The organism is Pseudomonas sp. D4-21, assembly GCF_051132125.1.
Lineage (GTDB): Bacteria > Pseudomonadota > Gammaproteobacteria > Pseudomonadales > Pseudomonadaceae > Aquipseudomonas.
Map to the genome: position 1 here is coordinate 2,693,360 of NZ_CP071664.1, position 20,719 is coordinate 2,714,078.

The 20,719-nt window shown below is 62.6% G+C and carries 12 protein-coding genes; 3 read left to right on the forward strand and 9 right to left on the reverse strand.

Annotation, left to right across the window (positions count from 1 at the left end; all coding sequences use genetic code 11):
- Positions 1–148 precede the first annotated feature (148 nt).
- The 5 genes from J3Q04_RS12085 to J3Q04_RS12105 all read right to left on the reverse strand — a co-directional run bounded on the left by J3Q04_RS12085 (position 149) and on the right by J3Q04_RS12105 (position 14,380).
- The gene (locus J3Q04_RS12085; protein ID WP_434605892.1) at positions 149–5,761 is read right to left on the reverse strand and encodes a putative Ig domain-containing protein; all 5,613 of its coding nucleotides are present in this window, start codon (positions 5,759–5,761) and stop codon (positions 149–151) included.
- A gap of 321 nt (positions 5,762–6,082) precedes the next feature.
- Positions 6,083–8,719, reverse strand: coding sequence for an excinuclease ABC subunit A (locus tag J3Q04_RS12090; RefSeq protein WP_434605890.1), 2,637 nt, complete (start codon positions 8,717–8,719; stop codon positions 6,083–6,085).
- Positions 8,720–8,771: 52 nt separating this feature from the next.
- The gene (locus J3Q04_RS12095; protein ID WP_434605888.1) at positions 8,772–10,511 is read right to left on the reverse strand and encodes a dipeptidase; all 1,740 of its coding nucleotides are present in this window, start codon (positions 10,509–10,511) and stop codon (positions 8,772–8,774) included.
- 194 nt (positions 10,512–10,705) lie between these two features.
- The gene (locus J3Q04_RS12100; RefSeq protein ID WP_420763817.1) at positions 10,706–12,709 is read right to left on the reverse strand and encodes a peptidase U32 family protein; all 2,004 of its coding nucleotides are present in this window, start codon (positions 12,707–12,709) and stop codon (positions 10,706–10,708) included.
- A gap of 105 nt (positions 12,710–12,814) precedes the next feature.
- A complete protein-coding gene (locus tag J3Q04_RS12105) occupies positions 12,815–14,380 on the reverse strand; it encodes a sensor domain-containing diguanylate cyclase (protein WP_434605885.1) in 1,566 nt (521 codons plus the stop codon).
- A gap of 128 nt (positions 14,381–14,508) precedes the next feature.
- Here J3Q04_RS12105 and J3Q04_RS12110 point away from each other — a divergent pair, with 128 nt between their 5' ends.
- On the forward strand, positions 14,509–14,967 hold the full coding sequence (locus tag J3Q04_RS12110) for a metallophosphoesterase family protein (protein ID WP_434605883.1): 459 nt from the start codon (positions 14,509–14,511) through the stop codon (positions 14,965–14,967).
- A 10-nt stretch (positions 14,968–14,977) separates the two neighbouring features.
- Here J3Q04_RS12110 and J3Q04_RS12115 read toward each other — a convergent pair whose 3' ends face one another.
- The 3 genes from J3Q04_RS12115 to J3Q04_RS12125 are packed head-to-tail and all read right to left on the reverse strand — an operon-like array spanning position 14,978 to position 18,036.
- Positions 14,978–15,880, reverse strand: coding sequence for a sugar phosphate isomerase/epimerase family protein (locus J3Q04_RS12115; protein WP_434605881.1), 903 nt, complete (start codon positions 15,878–15,880; stop codon positions 14,978–14,980).
- A 43-nt stretch (positions 15,881–15,923) separates the two neighbouring features.
- The gene (locus J3Q04_RS12120) at positions 15,924–17,093 is read right to left on the reverse strand and encodes a Gfo/Idh/MocA family protein (protein ID WP_434605879.1); all 1,170 of its coding nucleotides are present in this window, start codon (positions 17,091–17,093) and stop codon (positions 15,924–15,926) included.
- 19 nt (positions 17,094–17,112) lie between these two features.
- Positions 17,113–18,036, reverse strand: a complete 924-nt coding sequence (locus J3Q04_RS12125; RefSeq protein WP_434605877.1) for a TIM barrel protein — start codon at positions 18,034–18,036, stop codon at positions 17,113–17,115.
- Positions 18,037–18,164: 128 nt separating this feature from the next.
- Here J3Q04_RS12125 and J3Q04_RS12130 point away from each other — a divergent pair, with 128 nt between their 5' ends.
- Both J3Q04_RS12130 and J3Q04_RS12135 read left to right on the forward strand, forming a co-directional pair.
- Complete coding sequence (locus J3Q04_RS12130; RefSeq protein WP_434605875.1) at positions 18,165–19,220, forward strand: LacI family DNA-binding transcriptional regulator; 1,056 nt, start codon at positions 18,165–18,167, stop codon at positions 19,218–19,220.
- 143 nt (positions 19,221–19,363) lie between these two features.
- Positions 19,364–20,296: a hypothetical protein gene (locus J3Q04_RS12135; RefSeq protein WP_434605873.1), complete on the forward strand. Its 933-nt coding sequence runs from the start codon at positions 19,364–19,366 to the stop codon at positions 20,294–20,296.
- Positions 20,297–20,325: 29 nt separating this feature from the next.
- Here J3Q04_RS12135 and J3Q04_RS12140 read toward each other — a convergent pair whose 3' ends face one another.
- On the reverse strand, positions 20,326–20,667 hold the full coding sequence (locus J3Q04_RS12140; RefSeq protein ID WP_434611699.1) for a hypothetical protein: 342 nt from the start codon (positions 20,665–20,667) through the stop codon (positions 20,326–20,328).
- Positions 20,668–20,719 lie beyond the last annotated feature (52 nt).

Below are 20,719 nucleotides of genomic sequence, written 5' to 3' on the forward strand. Positions count from 1 at the left end.
CGCGAAGCGGCCCCAAAGCAAATTACTGCGGTGTGTCAGGCAAATTCCGTCTTGCCTTTTTAGGGCCGCTACGCGGCCCAGCGGGAGCAAGCTCCCTCGCCACAAAGGCAGGAGTACAAGGGCTGCAAAGCAGCCCCTATAAGCTCAATCAGGCAGTGAAGTCGCTGGCATGCAGCTCCTTGACGCCCACCAGAGAGAGTTCGAACTCGGCGGTGGCGTCGGAGTCGACGCTGCCGTAGAGGATGCCGTCGACAAAGCGCAATTGGCCGGTGGCGTTGGTGGTGTCAAAGGCGTTACTGCCAATGAAGGTGAACGCATCGAGGTTGGCGGTCAGCGGGTTGGCGTCCAGGCCGGTGAAGTCCAGCTTGTCCATCTCCGTGCTCTTGAAGCCGTTGATCACGTCCCGTGCCGCCCCGACGCCCATGTCCGACAACGCGCCAAACGCATAGGTGTCCGCGCCGGTGCCGCCGGTGAGGTTATCGGTGCCCGCACCGCCGATCAGCCGATCATCGCCCGAGCCGCCCACCAGGGTGTCGTTGCCGGCACCGCCGTCGAGGATGTTTCCAGCGCTGTTGCCCGACAATGTGTCGGCGTAGGCGCTACCGGTCAGGTTCTCGATGAACTTCAAGGTGTCCAGCCCGGAGCCCACGGTGTTTTGCTGGGCAGAGGTCGAGAGGTTCACGGTGACCCCGGCCAGGGCTCGGTCGTAGGACACGGTGTCGTTACCATCACGCCCGTCGAGGATGTTGTCGCCGGCACCGGCGAACAAGGTGTTGGCCAGCGCGTTACCCGTCCCGTTGGCGACGCCGGGGCTGTCGACGTAGAGGTTCTCCACGTTGGTGCCCAAGGTGTAGGCGGCGAGGCTACTGTGGACGCTGTCGATACCGCCGGTCACCGGATTGCTGCTTTTCTCGATGACGGTATCGCTGGCATTGTCGACGTAGTAGGTATCGTCGCCGTCGCCACCGCTCATGCTGTCGGCTCCCGCAGCGCCATTGAGCACGTTGTTGGCGACGTTACCGGTGATGAAATTTCGCCGATCGTTACCGGTGCCGTCGATGTCCGAAACGCCGGTCAGCACCAGGTTTTCCAGGTTGGCGCCCAGTGTCCAACTGACCGAAGCCTGTACCGTATCGATCTGCGCGGTCGAGGTGTTGGTTTCCACGACGCTGTCGAACGCGTTGTCGACGACGTAGATATCGTTGCCATCGCCACCGGTCAACGTGTCGGCGCCCAGGTCGCCGTTCAGGGTATCGTTGCCCGAGCTGCCCACCAGCGTATCGTCCTGGTCGGTGCCGGAAATCATCCCGCCCTCATTCTGCGCGCCGTCGAAAATGTCCTGCACGCTGTTGTTGTCGTTGGGGTTGCCCTGGAAACCGAGGTCATCGGCGATGTAGTCGGCCAGGCGCTGGCCAACGATTTCCGCTGATTCCTCGTGCAGGTGCCAGACGTCGTCGGGATAAACCAGCGGGTCCACTTCATAACGCAAGGGCAGGTCGTTGGGGTCCACCGCCAGTTTTACATCGGCACGCTCGGCGGCGATGGCTTCCTGGACGGCGCGAACGTAGCCCACACCCTCGACAATGTCGGCGATCTTATCCTCCGGGTAACCACGGGCGCGCGCGGCGTCCTGCTCGTAGTGGCCGGTCTCCATGATGTACACGTTGAAGTTGCCGAATTGGCTGTGCAGGTAATCGAATACCTTCAATGTCGCCGCTTTGTAGGCTGCCGCTGCTGCCGCCTTGTCCGTGGAGCGGGCGATTTCCTGGGCGGCTTCTTCGCCTTGGCCCCAGATGATGCCCATGGTCACGTTATCGATGGACTTCAGTTCGGTGAGCTGGTCACGCAGCAACGTCACGGCGCGCAACAGCGCCGGCCCCGGTTGATTGGTATCGGTCAGCCACCAGCACAACTTCAGCTCCTCGGCGCCCAGCGTCGACAAGCCGTTGACCGTGCTGCCGCCGACGGCGATGTCGATGCCGTTGCCATCGGCATCGTCGAACTGGCTGCGTACGTCGTAGGTGGTGTACTTGCTCAGATCGTTGACCAGCATCGAGGTGCCGGATTGATCGTCGTCTTCGCTCATGCGCAGCAGGCGCGCGTTGGATTGGCCAAGAGTCGGCAGGTAGAGGATGTCTTGCTGAGCGCGTTCGCCAAAGACGAAATCGTCGGCGGTGAGGGTGTTGAGGTAGTTGCCGTTCAGGGCGATTTCGAAGCGATTGCCATCGGCGTCGGCCTGGCTGGATTTGACATAGGTCTTGTCGCCCGCCGCGTTCAGGGTCATGTAGAGCGTGCCGTTGTTGCCGTCGCCCAGGCCAAGGAAGCCCAGCCCGGAGACGTCAATCTTGTCCACGCCCACGGTGAAGTCGTAGATCGTGTCCGTGGCGGTCACGCCGCCGATGTCGTAATCCCGGTAGCTGTCGGCCAGGTTGTTGTAGCGGAACGTGTCGGCGCCGTCGCCGCCATACAACGAGTCGCGTCCGGCGCCGCCGTCGATGATGTCCGCGCCGGTGCCGGCCTTTATGGTGTCGTTGCCGCCGAGGCCGAGGATCAGGTCGGCGCCTGCCGTGCCGTTGAGGCTTTCGGCGTTGGCGGTACCGGTGATGGTGTTGGCCGGCGCATCGGCGACCACCAGGGCGAAGTTGTCGCTGACCGAGGCGCCCGAGGGGTCGGTGGCCTTGACCAGCACGTCGTAGTTACCAGCGGCGGTGGTGGTGGGCGTGCCGCTGAACGTCAGGTTGGCGGCGTTGAACGTCAGCCACGAAGGCAGGGCGTTGCCGTTGGCGAGGGTCGCGGTGTAGGTCAGCACATCCTGGTTGGCGTCGCTGAAGCTGTTGCTGGCCACGGTGTATTTGAACGGCGTGCTTTCGCTGGCGTTCTGGTCCAGAAGGGGGATGACCACCACCGGCGCGACGTTCGTCGGAGTGTTCTGGTCGGCAAAGACAAAATGATTGGCGGTCAGGCTGCTGACCAGGTTGCCGGCCATCGAGATTTCGAAGCGGTTGCCGTTGGCATCGACCGTGAGGTCCTTGAGGTAGGTGCGGTTGGTCGATGCACTGTAAGTGACTTGCAGCGTGCCATTGAGCCCGTTGCCCAGGCCCGTATAACCGAGAGCCGCGACGTCGATCTTGTCGGCGGCCACGTCGAAATCGAGGATCTGGTCACTGGCGCTGGTGGAACTGGTGCGGTAGCTGTCGAGCTTGGACGTATAGCGGAATACATCGGCGCCCGTACCACCGGTCAGTTTGTCCACGCCGGTGCCGCCCACCAGGACATCGTTGCCGGCGGCGCCATTGAGGGTGTCGTTGCCCGCACCGCCGAAAATCTGCTCGTTGGCGACGGTGCCGGTCAAGGTGTCGTTGTTCGGCGTGCCGTTGATCACCACGGACGAGGGCACGTCTTGCACGGCCAGGGTAAAGCTGTCGCTGACGGTGGCGTTGCTGCCATCGGTTGCGGTGACCTGGATCGAGTAAGTGCCCGACGCCGTGTCGGGAGGCGTGCCGCTGAAGGTGCGCGTGGCGGCATCGAACGTCAGCCAGCTGGGCAGGGCGCTGCCGTCGGCCAGCTTGGCGGTGTAGCTGAGGCTGTCATTGTCCGGATCGTTGAAGCTGGTGGCCGGGACCACATAATTGAAAGGTGTCTTTTCGGTTGCGTTCTGATCCAGCAATGGCGTGGCTACCACCGGCGCCTGGTTGGTGGGCGAGGACGTGGCGAAGACGAAATTGGCATTGGTCAGCTTATTGAGGTAATTGCCGTCCAGCGCTACCTCGAACCGATTGCCGTTAGCGTCTGCCTCCAAGGACTTGATGTAGGTCTTGGTGCCGGCGCTGTTGAGCACCAGGTAGACGGTGTTGTTCTTGCCGTCGCCAAGGCCGGTAAAGCCCATGGCGGAAAGGTCGATCTTGTCGGCGGCGATGTCGAAGTCGGTGATCAGGTCACCCAGATTCGCGCCGCCGGTGTTGTAGTTGCGGTAGCTGTCGAGTCGGTTGGCAAACACAAAGGTGTCTGCCCCGGCGCCACCGGTGAGGGTGTCCATGCCTGCGCCGCCGTCGAGCTTGTCGGCGCCCGCGCCACCACTGAGGCTGTCGTTGCCCGCCAGGCCGAGCAGGGTGTCCGCCGCATCGCTGCCCTGCAACGAGTCGCTGCCGGTGGTGCCGGTGATCACCCGGTTGAAGATGAAGTTATCTGCCGTCAAGGTACTCGCCAGGTTGCCTGAGAGAATCAGCTCGAAGCGATTGCCGCTGGCATCGGCGTCGTAGTCCTTGATGTAGGTGCGGTTGCTGCTGGCGTTGTAGCTGACCTGCAGGGTGCCGCCACGGCCATTGCCCAGGCCGGTGAAGCCGAGATCGGCGAGGTCGATCTTGTCCTGGGTCACGTCGAAGTCGGTGATGGTGTCGTCGAAGCTCGCCGTTGCGTTGCGGTAGCTGTCGGACTGGCTGGTGAAACGGAACGTATCGGCGCCCGTGCCGCCGGTGAGTTTGTCGACGCCCGCGCCGCCCACCAGAATGTCGCTTCCGGCCGCGCCGTTGATGGTGTCGTTGCCCGCCGCCCCAAAGAAGATCTCGCTGGCGCTGGTGCCGGTGAGTGTGTCGTTGCCGGCCGTACCCTGTACGGTGGTCATCGGCACCGTGGCGCTGACGTAGCTGCCATCGCCATAGACCAGCGTGGCGCCCTTGCTGGTGTGGCTGATGGTGTTGGCGATGATGGCGTTGCGATCGGTGCCGTCTTCGTTGCGCTCGGCGACACCGTAGGTGGACAGGTTGCTGCCGCTGATGATGTTGCCCTGGATCAGGTTGTCGCTGCCGTTGAAGTACTTGCCGGACACCCCGAGCGTATCGTCGTAGGACTGAATGATCACTTCCGGCACCGCGCTGCCCAGCGCGTTGTTGTTCAGCGTGTTGTCCAGTACCTCGACATGGTTGCTGCCATAGATGCGGACACCGGCGCCGTTGTTGTCATGGATGTCGACCCCGGTCACGGTTACGTCGCTGGACAGCTTGATCAGCACGCCTTCAGCGCCGTTGCCGTACATCTCGCCACCGGTGATGGTGATGTTGCTGGGGGAGGGGATGTCTTCACTGCCGCGCTGCACCACGATGCCGTTGCCGCCGTTGTTATAAGCGACGTTGTTGGTCATGGTGAAATCGTGGGTACTGGTGACAACGTTGAAACCGTGGCGGTCGTTGTCGTAGGCAACGTTGTTTTCGAAGGTGCTGTCGCTGAGGAAGTCGGCGACGAATCCGTCCAGGCCGTTGCCGTGGGACACGCTGTTCTTGATAACCATGTTGACGGTTTGCTCGTGGGGGTCGAAGCCATACCCGGAGCAATCCTTGATCTCGACGCTGTCGAGGGTGACGTTGGAGTCGTAGCCTTCTTCGCCGGGGATATACCCGTTGAACCAGCCGTCCACCTTGCCGGTGGTGGCGTCGCGGTTGCCGTCGATGGTGAGGTTGCTGACCCCGAAATCATGGGTTTCTTCGCCATAGGCTGAGCGGATGATGCCGGTGATCTTGGCATCGGAGCCATCGACCAATTTCACCGTGGTGTCGCCCATGCCGTCGCCGTACAGGTAAACGTTGCTCTTGAGCATCAGGCAGCCGTCGGAGGGTTCCTCGCCCCCTGACACGATGTAAGTGCCCGTCGGCATGTACACCTGGCCCCCGCCCGCGGCAGCTGCCGCATCAATTGCACTTTGAATGGCCGCCGTGTCGTCAGTGACGCCATCTCCTTTGGCGCCAAAATTTTGTACGTTGAAAATCATGGACTTATCTCCGTATCAGGTTAAGAACCTCGGTATCTGCCAATATTCCATCAGCGACCACGGAGTTATGACCGGAGTAAGTGAAAAAGTTGCGTCCGCATATCGGCGGAGTGTCAAAAAACTGATAAACGGTTGTGGGTTGGTTTGATGTGTAACATTTAATTGACGCTTTTGAGCGCCGTATCAGAGCTGTGGGAGTTCGATCGCGATAGCGGTGTACCCGTTACCTTTGATGCAACTGATCCGACGCCATCGCGAGCAAGCTCGCTCCCACAATGAAAGGGTGGTGCGGCTTGCAGTGCCTTGGCCCAAGGTGAACATTCACTCCAAGACCTTCTTGAGAAACGGCGCCGTGCGGCTCTCCCCGCAGTTCGCCACCACCTGCGGCGCGCCGCACACCACGACGTTGCCTCCCTGGGTCCCGGCCCCTGGCCCGATGTCGATGACCCAGTCGCTTTGCGCTACCACGCGCATGTCATGTTCCACCACGACCACCGTATGCCCTTCATCCACCAGTCGATTGAGCTGCACCAGCAAGCGGTCCACGTCCTGGGGGTGCAGGCCGTTGGTCGGTTCATCCAGCACGTAAAGCGTCGCGCCTCGGGCCTTGCGTTGCAGTTCCGTCGCCAGCTTGATCCGCTGGGCCTCGCCGCCGGACAGTTCGGTGGCCGGTTGGCCCAGGCGCAGATAGCCCAGGCCGATGTCTTTGAGTACCTGGAGCGAACGCCTGGCTGGCGGTTGCTCGGCGAAGACCTCCAGGGCCTGGTTCACCGTCAATTGCAGCACTTGGGAGATGTCCAGGCCTTGCCAGGTCACTTCCAGGGTCTGTGGGTTGTAGCGGGCGCCATGGCAGGTCGGACAGGGGGCGTACACGCTGGGCATGAATAATAATTCCACGCTGACGAAACCTTCCCCCTCACAGGTTTCGCAACGGCCCTTGGCGACGTTGAAGGAGAACCGTCCGGCATCGAAACCGAGCGCTTGTGCCTGCTCCGTCGCGGCGAAGAGCTTGCGCACATGGTCGAACAGCCCGGTATAGGTGGCGAGGTTGGAGCGTGGCGTGCGGCCGATGGGTTTCTGGTCGACCTGAACCAGTCGCTTGACCCCCTCGAGCCCGGCGGTGACCTGGCCGCCGCTGGCCAGCACCGGTTCGTCTTCCAGGCTTTGCTCTTCGCCATCGGCGTTGGCGCCGGGCTGGCCCAGGTGGGCGCCGACCAGATCCAGCAGGGCCTGGCTGACCAGGCTGGATTTGCCCGAACCGGAAATGCCGGTGACAGCCGTGAAGCAGCCCAGGGGAAAACCCACGCTCAGGTTGTCGAGATTGTTGCGGGTGATGCCGTCCAGCCGCAGCCAGTCCTTGGGTGGGCGCGGATGGCGCGCAATGGCCCGTTCTTCGGCGAACAAGTAGGCGCGGGTGCGGGATTCGGGCACTTGCCCAAGGCCTTCGGGCGGGCCACTGTAAAGGACCCTGCCGCCTTGCTCGCCCGCGTCGGGGCCCACGTCGATCAGCCAGTCGGCGCGGCGCATGGTGTCCAGGTCGTGCTCGACCACAAACACCGAGTTTCCTGCTGCTTTCAACCGTTGCAAGGCGCCAAAAAGCGCTTCACTGTCGGCCGGGTGCAGGCCGGCGGAAGGTTCGTCCAGCACATAGATCACCCCGAACAATTGGGAGTTGAGCTGGGTCGCCAGGCGCAGGCGTTGCAGTTCGCCGGAGGAAAGCGTCGGCGTGCTGCGCTCCAGGGCCAGATAGCCGAGGCCCAGGTCGATCAGCGTGACGATGCGCTCCAGCAGTTCGGCGGCAATGCGCTGGGCGGCCAAGCGCTTTTCCAGGGACAGATTGGGCGTGTGGCGCGCGTCCGGCCCGCCAGCGTGCGGGTTGTCGCCCCTGGCGGCGCGCTGCTCACGAGCCTCGCGCGTCTGGCGATGGGTGAGAACATCGCCCGATTCTTCGGGCTGCTCCAGATAATCCGGCGCCGCTACGGCCTTGAGCACCTCGGCCAATTCCAGCAATGACAGGTTGGACAGCTCGGCGATGTCCAGCCCGGCAAAGGTAACGGTCAGCGCCTCGCGCTTGAGGCGCTTGCCTTCGCAGACCGGGCAGGGGCTGGCGCGCATATATTGCGCCACCCGCTTGCGCATCTGCGCGCTTTGCGAATGCATGAAGGTGTGCAACAGGTAGCGCCGGGCCCCGCTGAACGTGCCCTGGTAGCTAGGTTCGAGTTTGCGCTTGAGGGCGTCGCGGGTCTGGGCCGGGGTGAGCCCGGCGTACACCGGGACGGTGGGGGTCTCTTCCGTGAAGAGGATCCAGTCGCGTTGCTTCTTCGGCAGGTCGCGCCAGGGAATGTCGACGTCATAGCCGAGTGTCACGAGGATGTCCCGCAGGTTCTGCCCTTGCCATGCCATGGGCCAGGCGGCTACCGCGCGTTCGCGGATGGTCAGCGAAGGGTCGGGGACCATGGTGGCTTCGGTCACTTCGTAAACCCGGCCCAGGCCGTGGCATTGCGGACACGCGCCCTGGGGCGTGTTGGGCGAAAAGTCCTCGGCATAGAGCATCGGTTGGTCGGCCGGGTAGCTGCCGGCGCGGGAGTAAAGCATGCGGATCAGGCTCGACAAGGTGGTGACGCTGCCCACCGAGGAGCGCGCGCTGGGCGTGCCGCGCTGTTGTTGCAAGGCGACAGCCGGCGGCAGGCCTTCGATGCTGCCTACGTCCGGCACGCCGACCTGGTCGATCAGGCGCCTGGCATAAGGTGCGACGGACTCGAAATAACGACGCTGGGCTTCGGCGTAAAGCGTGGAGAAGGCCAGCGAGGATTTGCCGGAACCCGACACGCCGGTGAACACCACCAGGGCATCGCGAGGAATGTCCACGTCAACGTTCTTGAGATTGTGTTCGCGGGCGCCACGCACCCGGACGAAACCGGTGCCAGCGGTTAAAGCAGGGGCTGAGCGTGGGGGCATCGGGATTCCTTGTGGACGTCGGTGGTTGCGGCGATGGGGAGCACGCCGTTACTTAGAGCTTCGGCAACTGCCCGATCCGCCCCATCATTTCGGTCACGACCTGCAGGTCCAGCAGGAACTGCTCCACGGTCTTGAACTCATTGTCGTTGTGGCCGGTGTACTTGACGTCGGGCATGGCCAGGCCGAACTGCACGCCGTTGGGCAAGTCATGGACCGACGTGGCCCCGGCGGACGTGCCGAACTTGTGCTCCATGCCCAGGTTCTCGGTGGCGACGGCCAGCAGTGCCTTGACCCATTCGCCCTCGGGGTTACGGTACATGGGTTCGTCGATAGTGTTGTCGAAGGTCACGGCAACCCCGGACTTCTTGGCCCACGCGGAGAGCTTGTCGTTGATCTCAGCCTTCAGCGTGTCCGTTGGCTTGCCCACGGGCACTCGCAGGTTCACGGCGAGCTTGAAGCTCTTGTCGTCCATCCCGACGTAGGTCAGCGAGGCGGTCAGCGGGCCCATGAACGCGTCGGAAAAGCCGATGCCCAGTTTGTTGCCCAGGTAATCCAGGCCCCAGTTGTCGGTGGCGTAACGCGCAGCGTCGGTGATGTGGTTGTGCTTGAGCGCGACCTTGCCATCCAGGCCATTGATGAAGGCCAGCATCCTGGCGACCGGGTTGACGCCTGACTCGGGCTCGGAGGAATGGGCGGATACGCCGGTAAAGGTCAGCTTGACGGTTTTATCGGCCACCTCGCTTCTTACTTCAAAGTCGCCGCCATTGGCTTTGGCGTAGTCGGTGCCGGCCTTGAGCAGGCTGGCGGCCAGCTCGGCGGGTTTGTCGGTGCTGAACGTCGCGACTGAAGTCGACGGGATCTGGTTGGTCGCCATGCCGCCGGTCATTGCAACGACTTCAGCCCCTTTGCCTTGGCCCGCCCGGCGAGGGAAGTTCGCCATGACCGTGCCGTAGCCTTTCTCGGCGATCACCACTGGGTAGCTGCCATCGAGCGCCAGGTTGTAATTGGGCGTCGGGTTGCGCTCGAAATAGTAGGGGATGGCGTCGCCGGTGGTTTCTTCGGTCGTGTCCACCAGCAGCTTGAAGTGGCGCGCCAGCGGCAGTTTTTCGTCCTTGATGATCTTCATGGCGTAGAGCGCCACGACGATGGCGTTCTTGTCATCCTCGGTGCCTCGACCGTACATGCGATCGCCCACCAGCGTGACCTTGAACGGATCGAGCCTGGTGCCGTCCTTGAGCACCCAGTTTTCCGGCGTCACCGGCACCACGTCGGCATGGGCGTGAATGCCCACGACTTCGTCACCGTTGCCTTCGAGTGAAATCTCATAGACGCGGTTGTCGATGTTGCGGAAGTTCAGGTTGAAGTCGTTGGCCAGGCTTTTGATCTTGTCGGCGATCTTGAGAAACTCGGGGTTTTCATGCTGGGCCACGCCGTCCTTGCGAAAGGTCGGGATTTCCACCAACTGGCGCAAGGTCTCGGTGGCGGCCTTGCCATACTTCACCCGGGCGTAGATACCGAGCAGCCGATGGATTTCGTTCTGTTGTTCCGCCGACAGGGTTTTGTTGCCTTGGAAGGCATCGATGGCCGGGCCGAGATTCGCGGATTTGGCCAGCTCACTCTTGGCGACGCTCGCCAGGAACTGGCGGAAATCGCTGACCGAGGTATCGGCGTAGGTCTTGACGAAGTCCGCGCTCTGTTGGGCGGTGATGTTGGCGTTGGCGGATATCGAGTAGGACGAGAGGGTGGACAGGACGAGGGTGGCAATAGCCAGGCGCTTGAACGGGAAGTTCATGGTGAGGGGCATTCCTTTGCAGGGAAAAGTGTCGTTTGGTGAAACAATCACTTACAACCTAGCACCATGAGCGCCGGTTGGGGGAGCCCTAAGAACGGAATATGTCGCCGGAAAAAGCGCAAACGGCGCAGAAATGAAAAATCCCCTGTGGGAGCGAGCAAGCCCGCTCCCACAGGGTTCGGTGGTGACTGGAGTCAATGCGTCCCGCGCGGAATCGTCTTGAGCAGATCTTCCGGGCTGATATGCCCCACCACCGGCTGAGCCGTGCTGCCCGGCAATGGCAGGTCGAGGATATGCCCCTTGATCTTGCCGACCACATGCATCTCGCAGGGTTTGCAATCGAACTTCAAGGTCAGCACTTCATCGCCGTGAATCAGCTGCATCGGCGCGACCTTGGTGCGCACACCGGTGACGCCCTTGGCTTGCTTGGGGCAGAGGTTGAACGAAAAACGCAGGCAATGCTTGGTGATCATCACCGGTACTTCGCCGGTTTCCTCGTGGGCCTCGAACGCCGCGTCGATCAGCTTGACGCCGTGGCGGTGGTAGAAGTCCCGGGCCTTCTGGTTGTAGACGTTGGCCAAAAACGACAGGTGCGACTCCGGGTACACCGGTGGCGGCGTGGTTTCGGCCTTGCGCCCGCCCCGTGGATGCGCTGCGACGCGCGCCGTGGTCAGGGCTTCGATCACCTCGCGGCGCAGTGCCTTGAGCTGGGAGTTGGGAATGAAAAACGCCTGGGGCGCGTCCAGCTTGATCGACGTGGCGTGGTACTCGGTGGTGCCCAGTTGGCCGAGCAGGTCCTGCAACTGCTCCAGGGCTTGTTCTGGCTTGTTCGCCAGGCCGAAAGGACCGTCGAGGGCAACGCTGGCGCTGATGCCTTCTTCGCTGGTGGCGGTCAGCTCCAGGCGCTCTTCGCGCAACTGCGCGACCCAGGCCAGGCCCACGCGACGCTCGGCGGAGGTCTTGAGCAAGGCTTGCTGCCAGTTGTGGTCCAGGTTGCGGCTCAGCGGATGGTTGGGCCGCAACTGGTACATGCCGGCGGGCATCTCGTTGGGCTCGACGCGGTAGCGGTAGCGCTTCTGGCCTTCGTCATCGAGGAACTCGCCCTTGGGCTCGGCGATGTTGGCCCGGAAACCCACCACTTCGCGCTTGACCAGCACGTTGAGGCCGTCGCCGTTGGACAACGGATCAGACGTCACCACGTGCAGGTCGCGCTTGCCGACTTTCTCCACCACGCCCACCGGTACGCCGGTGAACGTGGGGGAGTCGAAGGCGCCGATGTCGATCTTGCGCTCGCTGACGAAGTAGTCGGTGCTGCCACGGTGGAAGGTCTTGTCCGGGTCCGGCACGAAGAAGTGCGCGATGCGGCCACTGGAAGCGCGGGCCAGGTCCGGGCGGTCTTCGAGGACATCGTCCAGGCGCTGGCGATAGTAGGCGGTGATGTTCTTCACATAGGCCGCATCCTTGTAGCGGCCTTCGATCTTGAACGAGCGCACGCCAGCTTCAACCAGGGCGCGGATGTTGGCGCTCTGGTTGTTATCTTTCATCGACAACAGGTGCTTTTCGTAGGCGACCACCCGGCCTTGATCATCCTTGAGGGTGTAGGGCAGGCGGCAAGCCTGGGAGCAATCGCCACGGTTGGCGCTGCGGCCGTTTTGCGCGTGGGAGATGTTGCACTGGCCGGAAAACGCCACGCACAACGCGCCGTGAATGAAGAACTCGATGGCTGCGTCGGTTTCGTCGGCGATGGCGCGGATTTCCTGCAGGTTCAGCTCGCGGGCCAACACCAGCTGCGAGAAACCGGCCTGGTCGAGGAATTTCGCCCGGGCGAGTGTGCGAATGTCGGTCTGGGTGCTGGCGTGCAGCTCGATCGGCGGAATGTCCAGTTCCATCACGCCCAGGTCCTGGACGATCAGGGCATCGACGCCGGCATCGTAGAGCTGATGGATCAACTGGCGGGCCGGCTCCAGCTCGTTGTCATGCAAGATCGTGTTGATCGTGGTGAACACCCGGGCATGGTAGCGATGGGCGAACTCCACCAGCCCGGCGATATCGCTCACCTCGTTGCAGGCGTTGTGACGCGCACCGAAACTCGGGCCACCGATGTACACGGCGTCGGCGCCATGCAGGATGGCCTCGCGGGCGATGGTCACGTCGCGGGCGGGGCTGAGCAATTCCAGATGATGTTTAGGCAAGGACATGTTTTTTTAGTCAGGCTGGTCACGGTCGAAGCGCGCATTGTAGCCGCCAGGCGCCGGATCGGCACCTGTGCAAGCCTGTGTCGGGGGAAATGAGCCGATACGCGGTCAGCCCTGGGCGGCGCCGATGCTGCACCAGCGGTTGCGCCCGGTGTTCTTCGCCAGGTACAGGAACGCGTCGGCGGCCTTGATCAACATGGCGGGGCTCACGTCCTCGTTGCTCGGCTGGCAGGTGTTGATGCCCGCGCTGATGGTGACGATGCCCAGGGGATGATCGCCATGCTCGATGTTCAGGGCCCTGACGGCTTCGAGGATTTGTTGCGCGACCTGGGCGGCGCCAGTGCTGTCGGTGTTGGGCAGCAACACCGTGAATTCCTCGCCGCCGTAGCGGACCGCCAGGTCCCCGGGCCGCTTGATCGTCTGCCCGATCGCGCTGGCAATCGCCCGCAGGCAGTCGTCGCCGGCGGCATGGCCGTACTTGTCGTTGAAGCGTTTGAAGTAGTCGACGTCGAGCATGATCAGGGCCAGGGACGAACCCTGGCGCTTGGCCAGGCGCAGCTCATCGGCCAGGGCGCTGTCTAGCCGCCGACGGTTGCCCAGGCCGGTCAGGCTGTCGGTCAGGGCCATGTCCCGCATGGCTTGGTGGGCGCTGCGGATCTGCTTTTCCATGGTCATGCGGTAGCGCAGCTGGCTCAACACGATGAGCCCGAAACCCACCAGGATGGCGATCAGGAATATCAGCACCAGGCTGGTCTTGAACAAGTCCCGGCGCCACGGGGCGACGATCGATTCGCGGGACAAACCGGCTTCCACCACCAGCGGGTAGGTGGTCAGGGCCCGGTAGCCGTACAAGCGTTCGGTGTCGTCGACGACCGCCCGGGCTTCGGCCACGCCCTGGTTGGAGGTTGGCAGGTGCTCACGGAAGATCACGCTGTTGACCAGGCTCTTGCCGATCACCGAGGCGACGAAGGGCCGTCGTACCAGGATCGTGCCACTGCGCAATGCGAGCACCAGCGCGCCTTTGTCGTCGATCTTGAAGTCACCGTAATAGTCGACGAAATAGCTGACCTTGACGGTCCCGAGCATCACGCCGGCGAAAGAGCCGTCGGGGTTGTTCAAGCGGCGCGAGACAGGAATGATCAAGTCGTCGGTGGAACGACTCTTGATCACTTCGCCGATACGCACGCCACGGTCCTGGTGTGTGCGGTGGTACTGGAAGTAGTCTCGATCGGCGTTGTTCGCCATTTCCGGTATCACGTCCTTGTCTGTCGCCAGCCATTGACCGTCCGGGCCGTAGATAAACAAGCCGTGCAGTTGCGGCATGATCGCGGCTTGCTGGATGAGCAGCTTGTGGATACGCGCAATGTCCATGTTTTGCAGCCCGTCGCCTTCCACTCGTTCGGCAAGGGCGGCGGTGAGCACGTCCACTTGGCGGATGGCGTCTTCGGCGTGTTGGGCGGTTGCCCTCGCCAGGTTGGTGACCGAGTCGCGGGCGGAAGCGAAGGCCGCGCGATAATCGCGCCATGTGCGCCAGCCCTCGACGGCCAGGAAGGCCATGACGACCACGAGCATGAAACTGACCGTCAGCCGAAACGCCGCCCCGGCTCGCACAGCCTGCGGGAACGCTTGATCGGGGCTTTCAATCCTGGGCTCTGGCTGTTTGCTTCCGAGCATTGGCTTATCCTTCTACACGACGGGTCTGTGCGCTTGCAGCGCGCAGCCTATCCTATTCCATTTCAGCACGTTAGCTAACTGCGACGAGGCCTATACAGCCGACGACACACGGCACAAGGGGAAGGTTCATGAAAGTTGGCGTCATATCCGACACCCACGGCTTGCTGCGCCCCGAAGCGTTGGACGCGCTGCAAGGCTGCGAGAGGATCATTCATGCCGGTGATATCGGCAGCCCGCAGATCCTGGAAGCCCTGGCATCCATCGGCGAGCTGTACGTGGTACGTGGGAACAACGACCTGGAGGCCGACTGGGCAGGACAGATCGCCGATCAGTTGCAATTCGACCTGGGCGGGTGCCAGGTGCTGTTGGTCCATGACATCGCCGACGTGCCGGCGACGCTCGATCCAGCTGTAAGGGTGGTGATCACCGGCCATTCCCACAAGCCGCTGATCAACTGGCGTGGCGAGCGGCTCTACCTCAACCCCGGCAGCGCCGGCCGGCGGCGGTTCAAGCTGCCGGTGACGCTGGCGTTGCTGGAGGTCAGCGAGCAGGGGATCGAGCCGCGGATCGTGCCGTTGCTGCCGTGACAGGCCTGAGTTACCTGAAGTATTTGTCGACGTAGGACTGGATCTCCTGGCGCATGAAACGCCCGGATTCATCGGCCCGTTCCTCCCAGCCGAACACACATGCCGTGACGATGCCGTCGAAGCCGGTCTTCGCCAGTTCGCCAAAGAACAGGTCCCAGTCGATCTCGCCCTGGTGCATGTCCATGTGCTGATGCACCGTCACCTTGGCTCCGGGTGGGTTGACGATATAGCGCAGGCCGGACGAGGCCTTGTGGTTGTAGGTGTCGGCAATGTGGACATGGGTGATCATCGACCCGGCTTCAGCGATCATGGCTTGCATGTCATCGCCGAAGTAGAACGTGTGGGGGGCACAGTACAAAAACTTCACGTTGTCTGAACCGACGGTCTTGAGCATGTCCAGGGCCGGCTGAAGGGTTTCGCACCAGTCCTCCGGATGCGGCTCGACGTTGAGGGTAACGCCTTCGGATTCGAGGATCGGCACCAGCTCTTCCATCGAGCGCCACCAGGCCGCTTCGCTCGACTCATGGCTGTGCATGCCGCCACAGCAGCTGACCTTGTGCCCGCGATCGGGCGACGGCCCGCGACCGAACTCCGAGTTCATCGTCGTACACCCCATCTCCACGGCAACCTGGATCGCTTCCTTCCAGTAGTTCACCGCCGCCCGGCGTTCGTCCTCGTGGGGGCTGGCCCAGCGGTACATCGGCAGCAGCGACGCCAGTTGCAGGTCATGGTCGCGCAGGGCTTTCTTGAATTCGGTGATGCGTCCCTTGTGGGCGCGAGGGCGAACCCACCACGGCAGGAAATCTTCACGCGGCGACAGTTCCAGGTATTGGTAGCCGAGCTCGGCGGTCTTGCGGCACAGGTCCGGCAGGCTCAGGTGGCGGTGCATGTAGGGATCGAGGGCGATTTTCATTGTTGTTCTCCGTTGATCAACATTGGTTACCTGTGGCAGCAGGTTAATAGGCGATCCAGGTTGAATCGTTGTTGGCCGATTCCACGCAGCGCTCCACCCAGCGCACGCCGTCCACGCCGGCGTCGATGTCGGGATAGCGCAGCGCGGCCAGCATTTGGGCGTCGCCACGGTTGGCGGCGTCCATGGCGAGGGCGAAGCGGCGATAGAGATTGGACCAGGCCTCGAACAGCCCTTCGGGATGACCGCCACCGATGCGGTCGTCCAGCAAAGCGTCGTCGTGCAGATAGCCCATGCCGCGCTCCAGGGTTTGCGCGGGCTGGCCCTGGATCTCGAAACTGAGCTGGTTGGGGCGCTCATCCCACCATTCCAGGCTCGCCCGGGACCCGATCACGCGGATTTTCTGGCCGTGCATGGAACCGGCATTCACCGCGCTGGACCAGACCATGCCCATCGCGCCGCTTTCGTACTCCATCAAGGTATAGGCGTTGTCCTCCAGCGGCGCGCGGCTGGCGACGAAGCTCTGCCGGCTGCACATCAAGCGCTTGATCTTGAGCTCAGGCATCATCACCTTGGACAGATACAACGGATGCGTACCGACATCCCCCAGCACATAACTGGGCCCGGCCTGGCGCGGGTCGACGCGCCATTGCGTCGCCTGGCTCTGAGCCTCTACCGGCGCGCTGTGAAAACCGTGGGCGAACTGCATATGCACCATGCGGATCTCCCCCAGCTCCTTGGCTGCAATCATTGCCCGCGCCTGTTCGATCAACTGGTGCCCGGCGTAGCCGTAGGTCAGGCCGACGATACGGCCCCGGGACCTGGCCAGGGTCCGCAACGCCTCGGCTTCGTCGAGGGTGAAGCACAGCGGTTTCTCGCAAACCACATGCAAGCCGGCTTCCAGGGCGGCGCGGGTGATGGCGTAGTGCGTGCCGTTGGGGGTGGCGATCGACACCGCCTCGATGCCGTCGGGCCGCTGTGCTTCCAGCTCGAACAAGCTCAGGTAGTCCGGATAACAGCGCGCCGGGTCGATCCCCAAAGCTTCCCCGAAGGCCCGGCCACGGCCCGGATCGATGTCCAGCGCACCGGCGACCAGTTCGAAGTTGCGATCGCGCAGGGCGGCCGAGCGGTGGATGTAACCGATCTGGCTGTGCTCGCCGCCGCCGACCATGGCCCAGCGCAGGGGCCGTCCAAGGGTTTTGCTGCCATTGATCATGAGTGTGGTCCTCCTTTGGTCAGAAGCCGATGCCGGCCAAATAGGCGCGGCTGGCCGCCACGTCGTCCAGGCTGGTGGCGGCGTTGCGCGGGTCGCGTTCCTGTTCGACGGTAATCGCGCCTTGGTAGCCGAGCTCACGCAGCAGGCCATGCAGGGCCGGGTAGTCGATGGCACCGCGTCCTATCGGGCACATCACGCCCCGGGCACAGGCGGCGAAGAAGCGGATGCGCTCGTTCAGCACTTGGTCGAAGACCGCCGGGTCTATGTCTTTGAAGTGCAGGTAATCCAAGCGATGGGCGTAGGTGCGCAGCGATGCGAGCGGGTCCATGCCGGCGTAGTAGAGGTGCCCGGTGTCCAGGCACAACCCGGCAATGTCGTGGGGGATGTCATCCACCAGCCGCGCCAGCTCATCGGCGAATTCGATGTAGCCGCCCGCGTGAGGATGGATGACGGCGCGGATGCCATAGGTGTCCCAGGCGAGGGCGGCGATGGCGCGGATGTGCGCCATCATCGCGTTCCAGTGCGCGTCGTCCAGGCGTGGCGCGCGGTCCGAATGGCCGGCCGCGTAATCGCGTTCGTCGTGGCCCCAGTCGATGATCACCAGGTAGGGCCCGCCGAAGCGCTGGCCGGGCTGGGGTTTGAAGGGCGGCAGTTGTTTGAGCGAGCCGCAGATGGCGTGGGTCTGGCGCAGCAGTTCGGGCAGATTGGCGGGGTTTACCAAGTCATCGAAAATCGTTCCCGCGACGATGTGCAGGCCGTGCTCCGACAGTGCTGGATTGAGGATTTCCGCCTCCAGCGGCAGATAACCATAGGGCCCCAGCTCGATGCCGCGATAGCCCGCATCGGCGGCTTCGCGCAGCACCCGTCGCCACGGTGGCAGAAACGCGTTCTTGATGTCGTCGACGCCCCAGCAGCAAGGCGCCGTGCAGATGTGGATCGCCATTTGAAGCACTCCGGCTGTGTTGTTGTTTTTGTCTTGGGCTGATGCTATTGCCTCGTTGCGGAGCGGGCCATGGGGAGATGGCTTAATGTGTCAGAACCCCTCATGATGGCGAAAAGAGGTGTCAAGACATGTCAAAGCAGCCACGCCGAAAATTGCGCCCCACCATGGCCGATGTCGCCCGGGAAGCCGGTGTGAGCCTGTCGACGGTGGACCGGGTGCTGAACCTGCGCGCCGACGTGCGTGCCGACACCGCCCAGCGCATCGCGGCAGCGGCGGGGCGCTTGGGCTTCCATGCCAAGGGGGTGATCGAGCAGCGTGTGCTCAACGACCGTCCCACCCTGCGTCTGGGGTTCCTGTTGCAGAAAAGCGGGGTGCCGTTCTATCAGGGGCTGGCCCACGCCCTGTCAAACGCCGCCGCCACCTGCACGCGAGCGCGGATTCGCGTGGTCATTGGTTACCTGGACGACCTTGATCCGGTCAACGTGGCCCAACGCATCCTCGCCTTGCGTGACCAGGTGGACGGCCTTGGCGTGGTGGCGGTCGATCACCCCAAGGTGCGTGAGGCGGTGGCCCAATTGCGCGCGACAGGCATATCGGTCGTGGCGCTGCTCTCGGAACTGTCCAGCGGCGCCGGCACTGGTTACGCCGGCCTCGACAATCGCCTCACGGGACGCACCGCCGGTTGGTTCATCAGCCGCCTCGCCAGGCAGCCCGGGCCAGCGGCGGTCATGCTCAGCAGCCAGCGTTTCCAATGCCAGGAATTGTGCGAATTGAGCTTTCGCAGCTACTTGGCGGAGCAAACCGGCGAATGGGAGCTGCTCGCCTCGCGCCTGACCCTGGAGGACGACGAGTTTGCCTATGGCAACACCGTCGACCTGCTCACGGCAGAACCCGACCTGGCAGGGCTTTACGTGGCCGGCGGCGGCATCGCCGGGGTATTGCGGGCCCTGCGCAGCCTCCAGCAGCAACAGCTGCGCCTGCCCGTCGTGGTGTGCCATGACCTGACGCCGCTGACCCGGGAGGCGTTGAAAACCGGATTGGTCCAGGCGGTGCTCTCCCACCCGGTGACCACCCTGGCCGAAGAAGCCGTGGATGCTCTGGTCGAAGCCGCGACGGCCACGTCGGTGGGGCCGGTGGCGAGGCGGGTGGTGGCGTTGCAGATCGATGTGCCTGAAAGCACCTAGCGGTTACTTCTTTCGCTTGATGCTGCCGCTGTTTCTGCACGAGCTTTTAAACAGGCCTGTGCAATGAGTGAACGTCGTTATAGCTATCGGTCACTGGGTGTGCCATCATTTTGCCTCTATTTTGGTGGGATGGCAGGGACGCAATGCAAATCGAAAATCTAAGGCGCTTTCTCGACGCGGGAACCACCTTTTCCTTTGGTGAATCAGCTACGCCTCATACGGCCAACGACTTTTGGCAATGGGCTTTTTCCAACATGAACGTACCGGTTCTGCGAGGTGTGCTGATCGAATATCTGGTGGCCAGAAAGCTGATCGCCAACAACGATGACATCGTCGGAGATACGGTCAGGACGTTAACTACCTACACGCCTCGCAAAGGTGACCTGACCCGAAGCATCGAGCAGTTCTACCAAGTGCAACCTCATGGTGATGTATTTGATTTGCAGTTGAGCTGGGGCGTGACACTGGAAATCAAGAGCACCGCATCACCGGATACCTGGAGGCTGAACAAGACCTGCCGCTGGAACATTATTGAAGACAAGAATCTCAAGGAAGCGGTCTTTCCCGCTCAGTTCTATATCCTGGCGCAAATGGACTCCCAGGTGAATTTCACCGACAGCGCACTGGATTTGGGTTCAATCAAATTCCATGTGCGTACGGGAGAAGAGATGGATACGCTCGCCGCCAAGTATCAATCGCTGGGGTTCACCAAGTTCGTAGGCGAGGTGCCCAACCAGCGTACCTGTCAATATGATGAACTGCCCGTTGTGTTATCTGAATTGCAATCAAAACGTCTCGCCCGGGTCCGGAAAAAACTGCTGCCGGACTGGAAGCTTGAACCCCTCGCCCGCGCAGGAAACTTCATGCCGTTGGCCGTTGAAATGGCTGGCTATGTCGAAGCGGGGTGGTATGAGGAGGTTCAAGTGCAAGGCAAATGGACGGCCGTGCGGATCGCACCGATTGCGTCGCCGTGGTTGCCGGACGAAACACCAGGCTGGCGGGATTGGGAGGCAGCGGGTTTTGCTTACGTTCCGGAGATTGTTGCGGTAATCGAACCGGAAGATGCGACTGCCTGAAAACAAAACCTTCGTGACACCACGAGGGTTCAGCCATGACCTTTGGTTCTTACTGTTGCCCTTGATGCCCGGTCAGTGTCGGATAAATCCGTATAACCCTGCGCCTCGCCCTGATAGAACGTGGCCGGATCGGCCGCGTTCAACGCCTCACCCAATCGGAAGCGCTCCACCAGATCCAGGTGTGCCAGGAACGGTGTTCCAAATGACACCACGTCGGCGGTGCCCTCACTGATGGCCGTGCCAGCGCGTTCGACGCTGTAGCCGCCGTTGGCGATATAGGGCCCGCCGAAGCGGCGCTGAGTTCGAGGAAATCGAACGGTCCTTCGCCGCCCCACGATGTGCAGGTACGCCAAGCCATAACGGCTGAGCATCCGGGCCGTGTGGTCGAAAGTCGCCTGAGAAGTAATTGAAGATCGGCGACAG

Coding starts and splice junctions, on each gene's coding strand:
- J3Q04_RS12105 (WP_434605885.1), bottom strand. CDS start 14,380: ATGCTCGGAAGCAAACAGCCAGAGCCCAGGATTGAAAGCCCCGATCAA.
- J3Q04_RS12125 (WP_434605877.1), bottom strand. CDS start 18,036: ATGGCGATCCACATCTGCACGGCGCCTTGCTGCTGGGGCGTCGACGAC.
- J3Q04_RS12110 (WP_434605883.1), top strand. CDS start 14,509: ATGAAAGTTGGCGTCATATCCGACACCCACGGCTTGCTGCGCCCCGAA.
- J3Q04_RS12090 (WP_434605890.1), bottom strand. CDS start 8,719: ATGCCCCCACGCTCAGCCCCTGCTTTAACCGCTGGCACCGGTTTCGTC.
- J3Q04_RS12135 (WP_434605873.1), top strand. CDS start 19,364: ATGCAAATCGAAAATCTAAGGCGCTTTCTCGACGCGGGAACCACCTTT.
- J3Q04_RS12095 (WP_434605888.1), bottom strand. CDS start 10,511: ATGAACTTCCCGTTCAAGCGCCTGGCTATTGCCACCCTCGTCCTGTCC.
- J3Q04_RS12085 (WP_434605892.1), bottom strand. CDS start 5,761: ATGATTTTCAACGTACAAAATTTTGGCGCCAAAGGAGATGGCGTCACT.
- J3Q04_RS12140 (WP_434611699.1), bottom strand. CDS start 20,667: ATGCTCAGCCGTTATGGCTTGGCGTACCTGCACATCGTGGGGCGGCGA.
- J3Q04_RS12120 (WP_434605879.1), bottom strand. CDS start 17,093: ATGATCAATGGCAGCAAAACCCTTGGACGGCCCCTGCGCTGGGCCATG.
- J3Q04_RS12130 (WP_434605875.1), top strand. CDS start 18,165: ATGTCAAAGCAGCCACGCCGAAAATTGCGCCCCACCATGGCCGATGTC.
- J3Q04_RS12115 (WP_434605881.1), bottom strand. CDS start 15,880: ATGAAAATCGCCCTCGATCCCTACATGCACCGCCACCTGAGCCTGCCG.
- J3Q04_RS12100 (WP_420763817.1), bottom strand. CDS start 12,709: ATGTCCTTGCCTAAACATCATCTGGAATTGCTCAGCCCCGCCCGCGAC.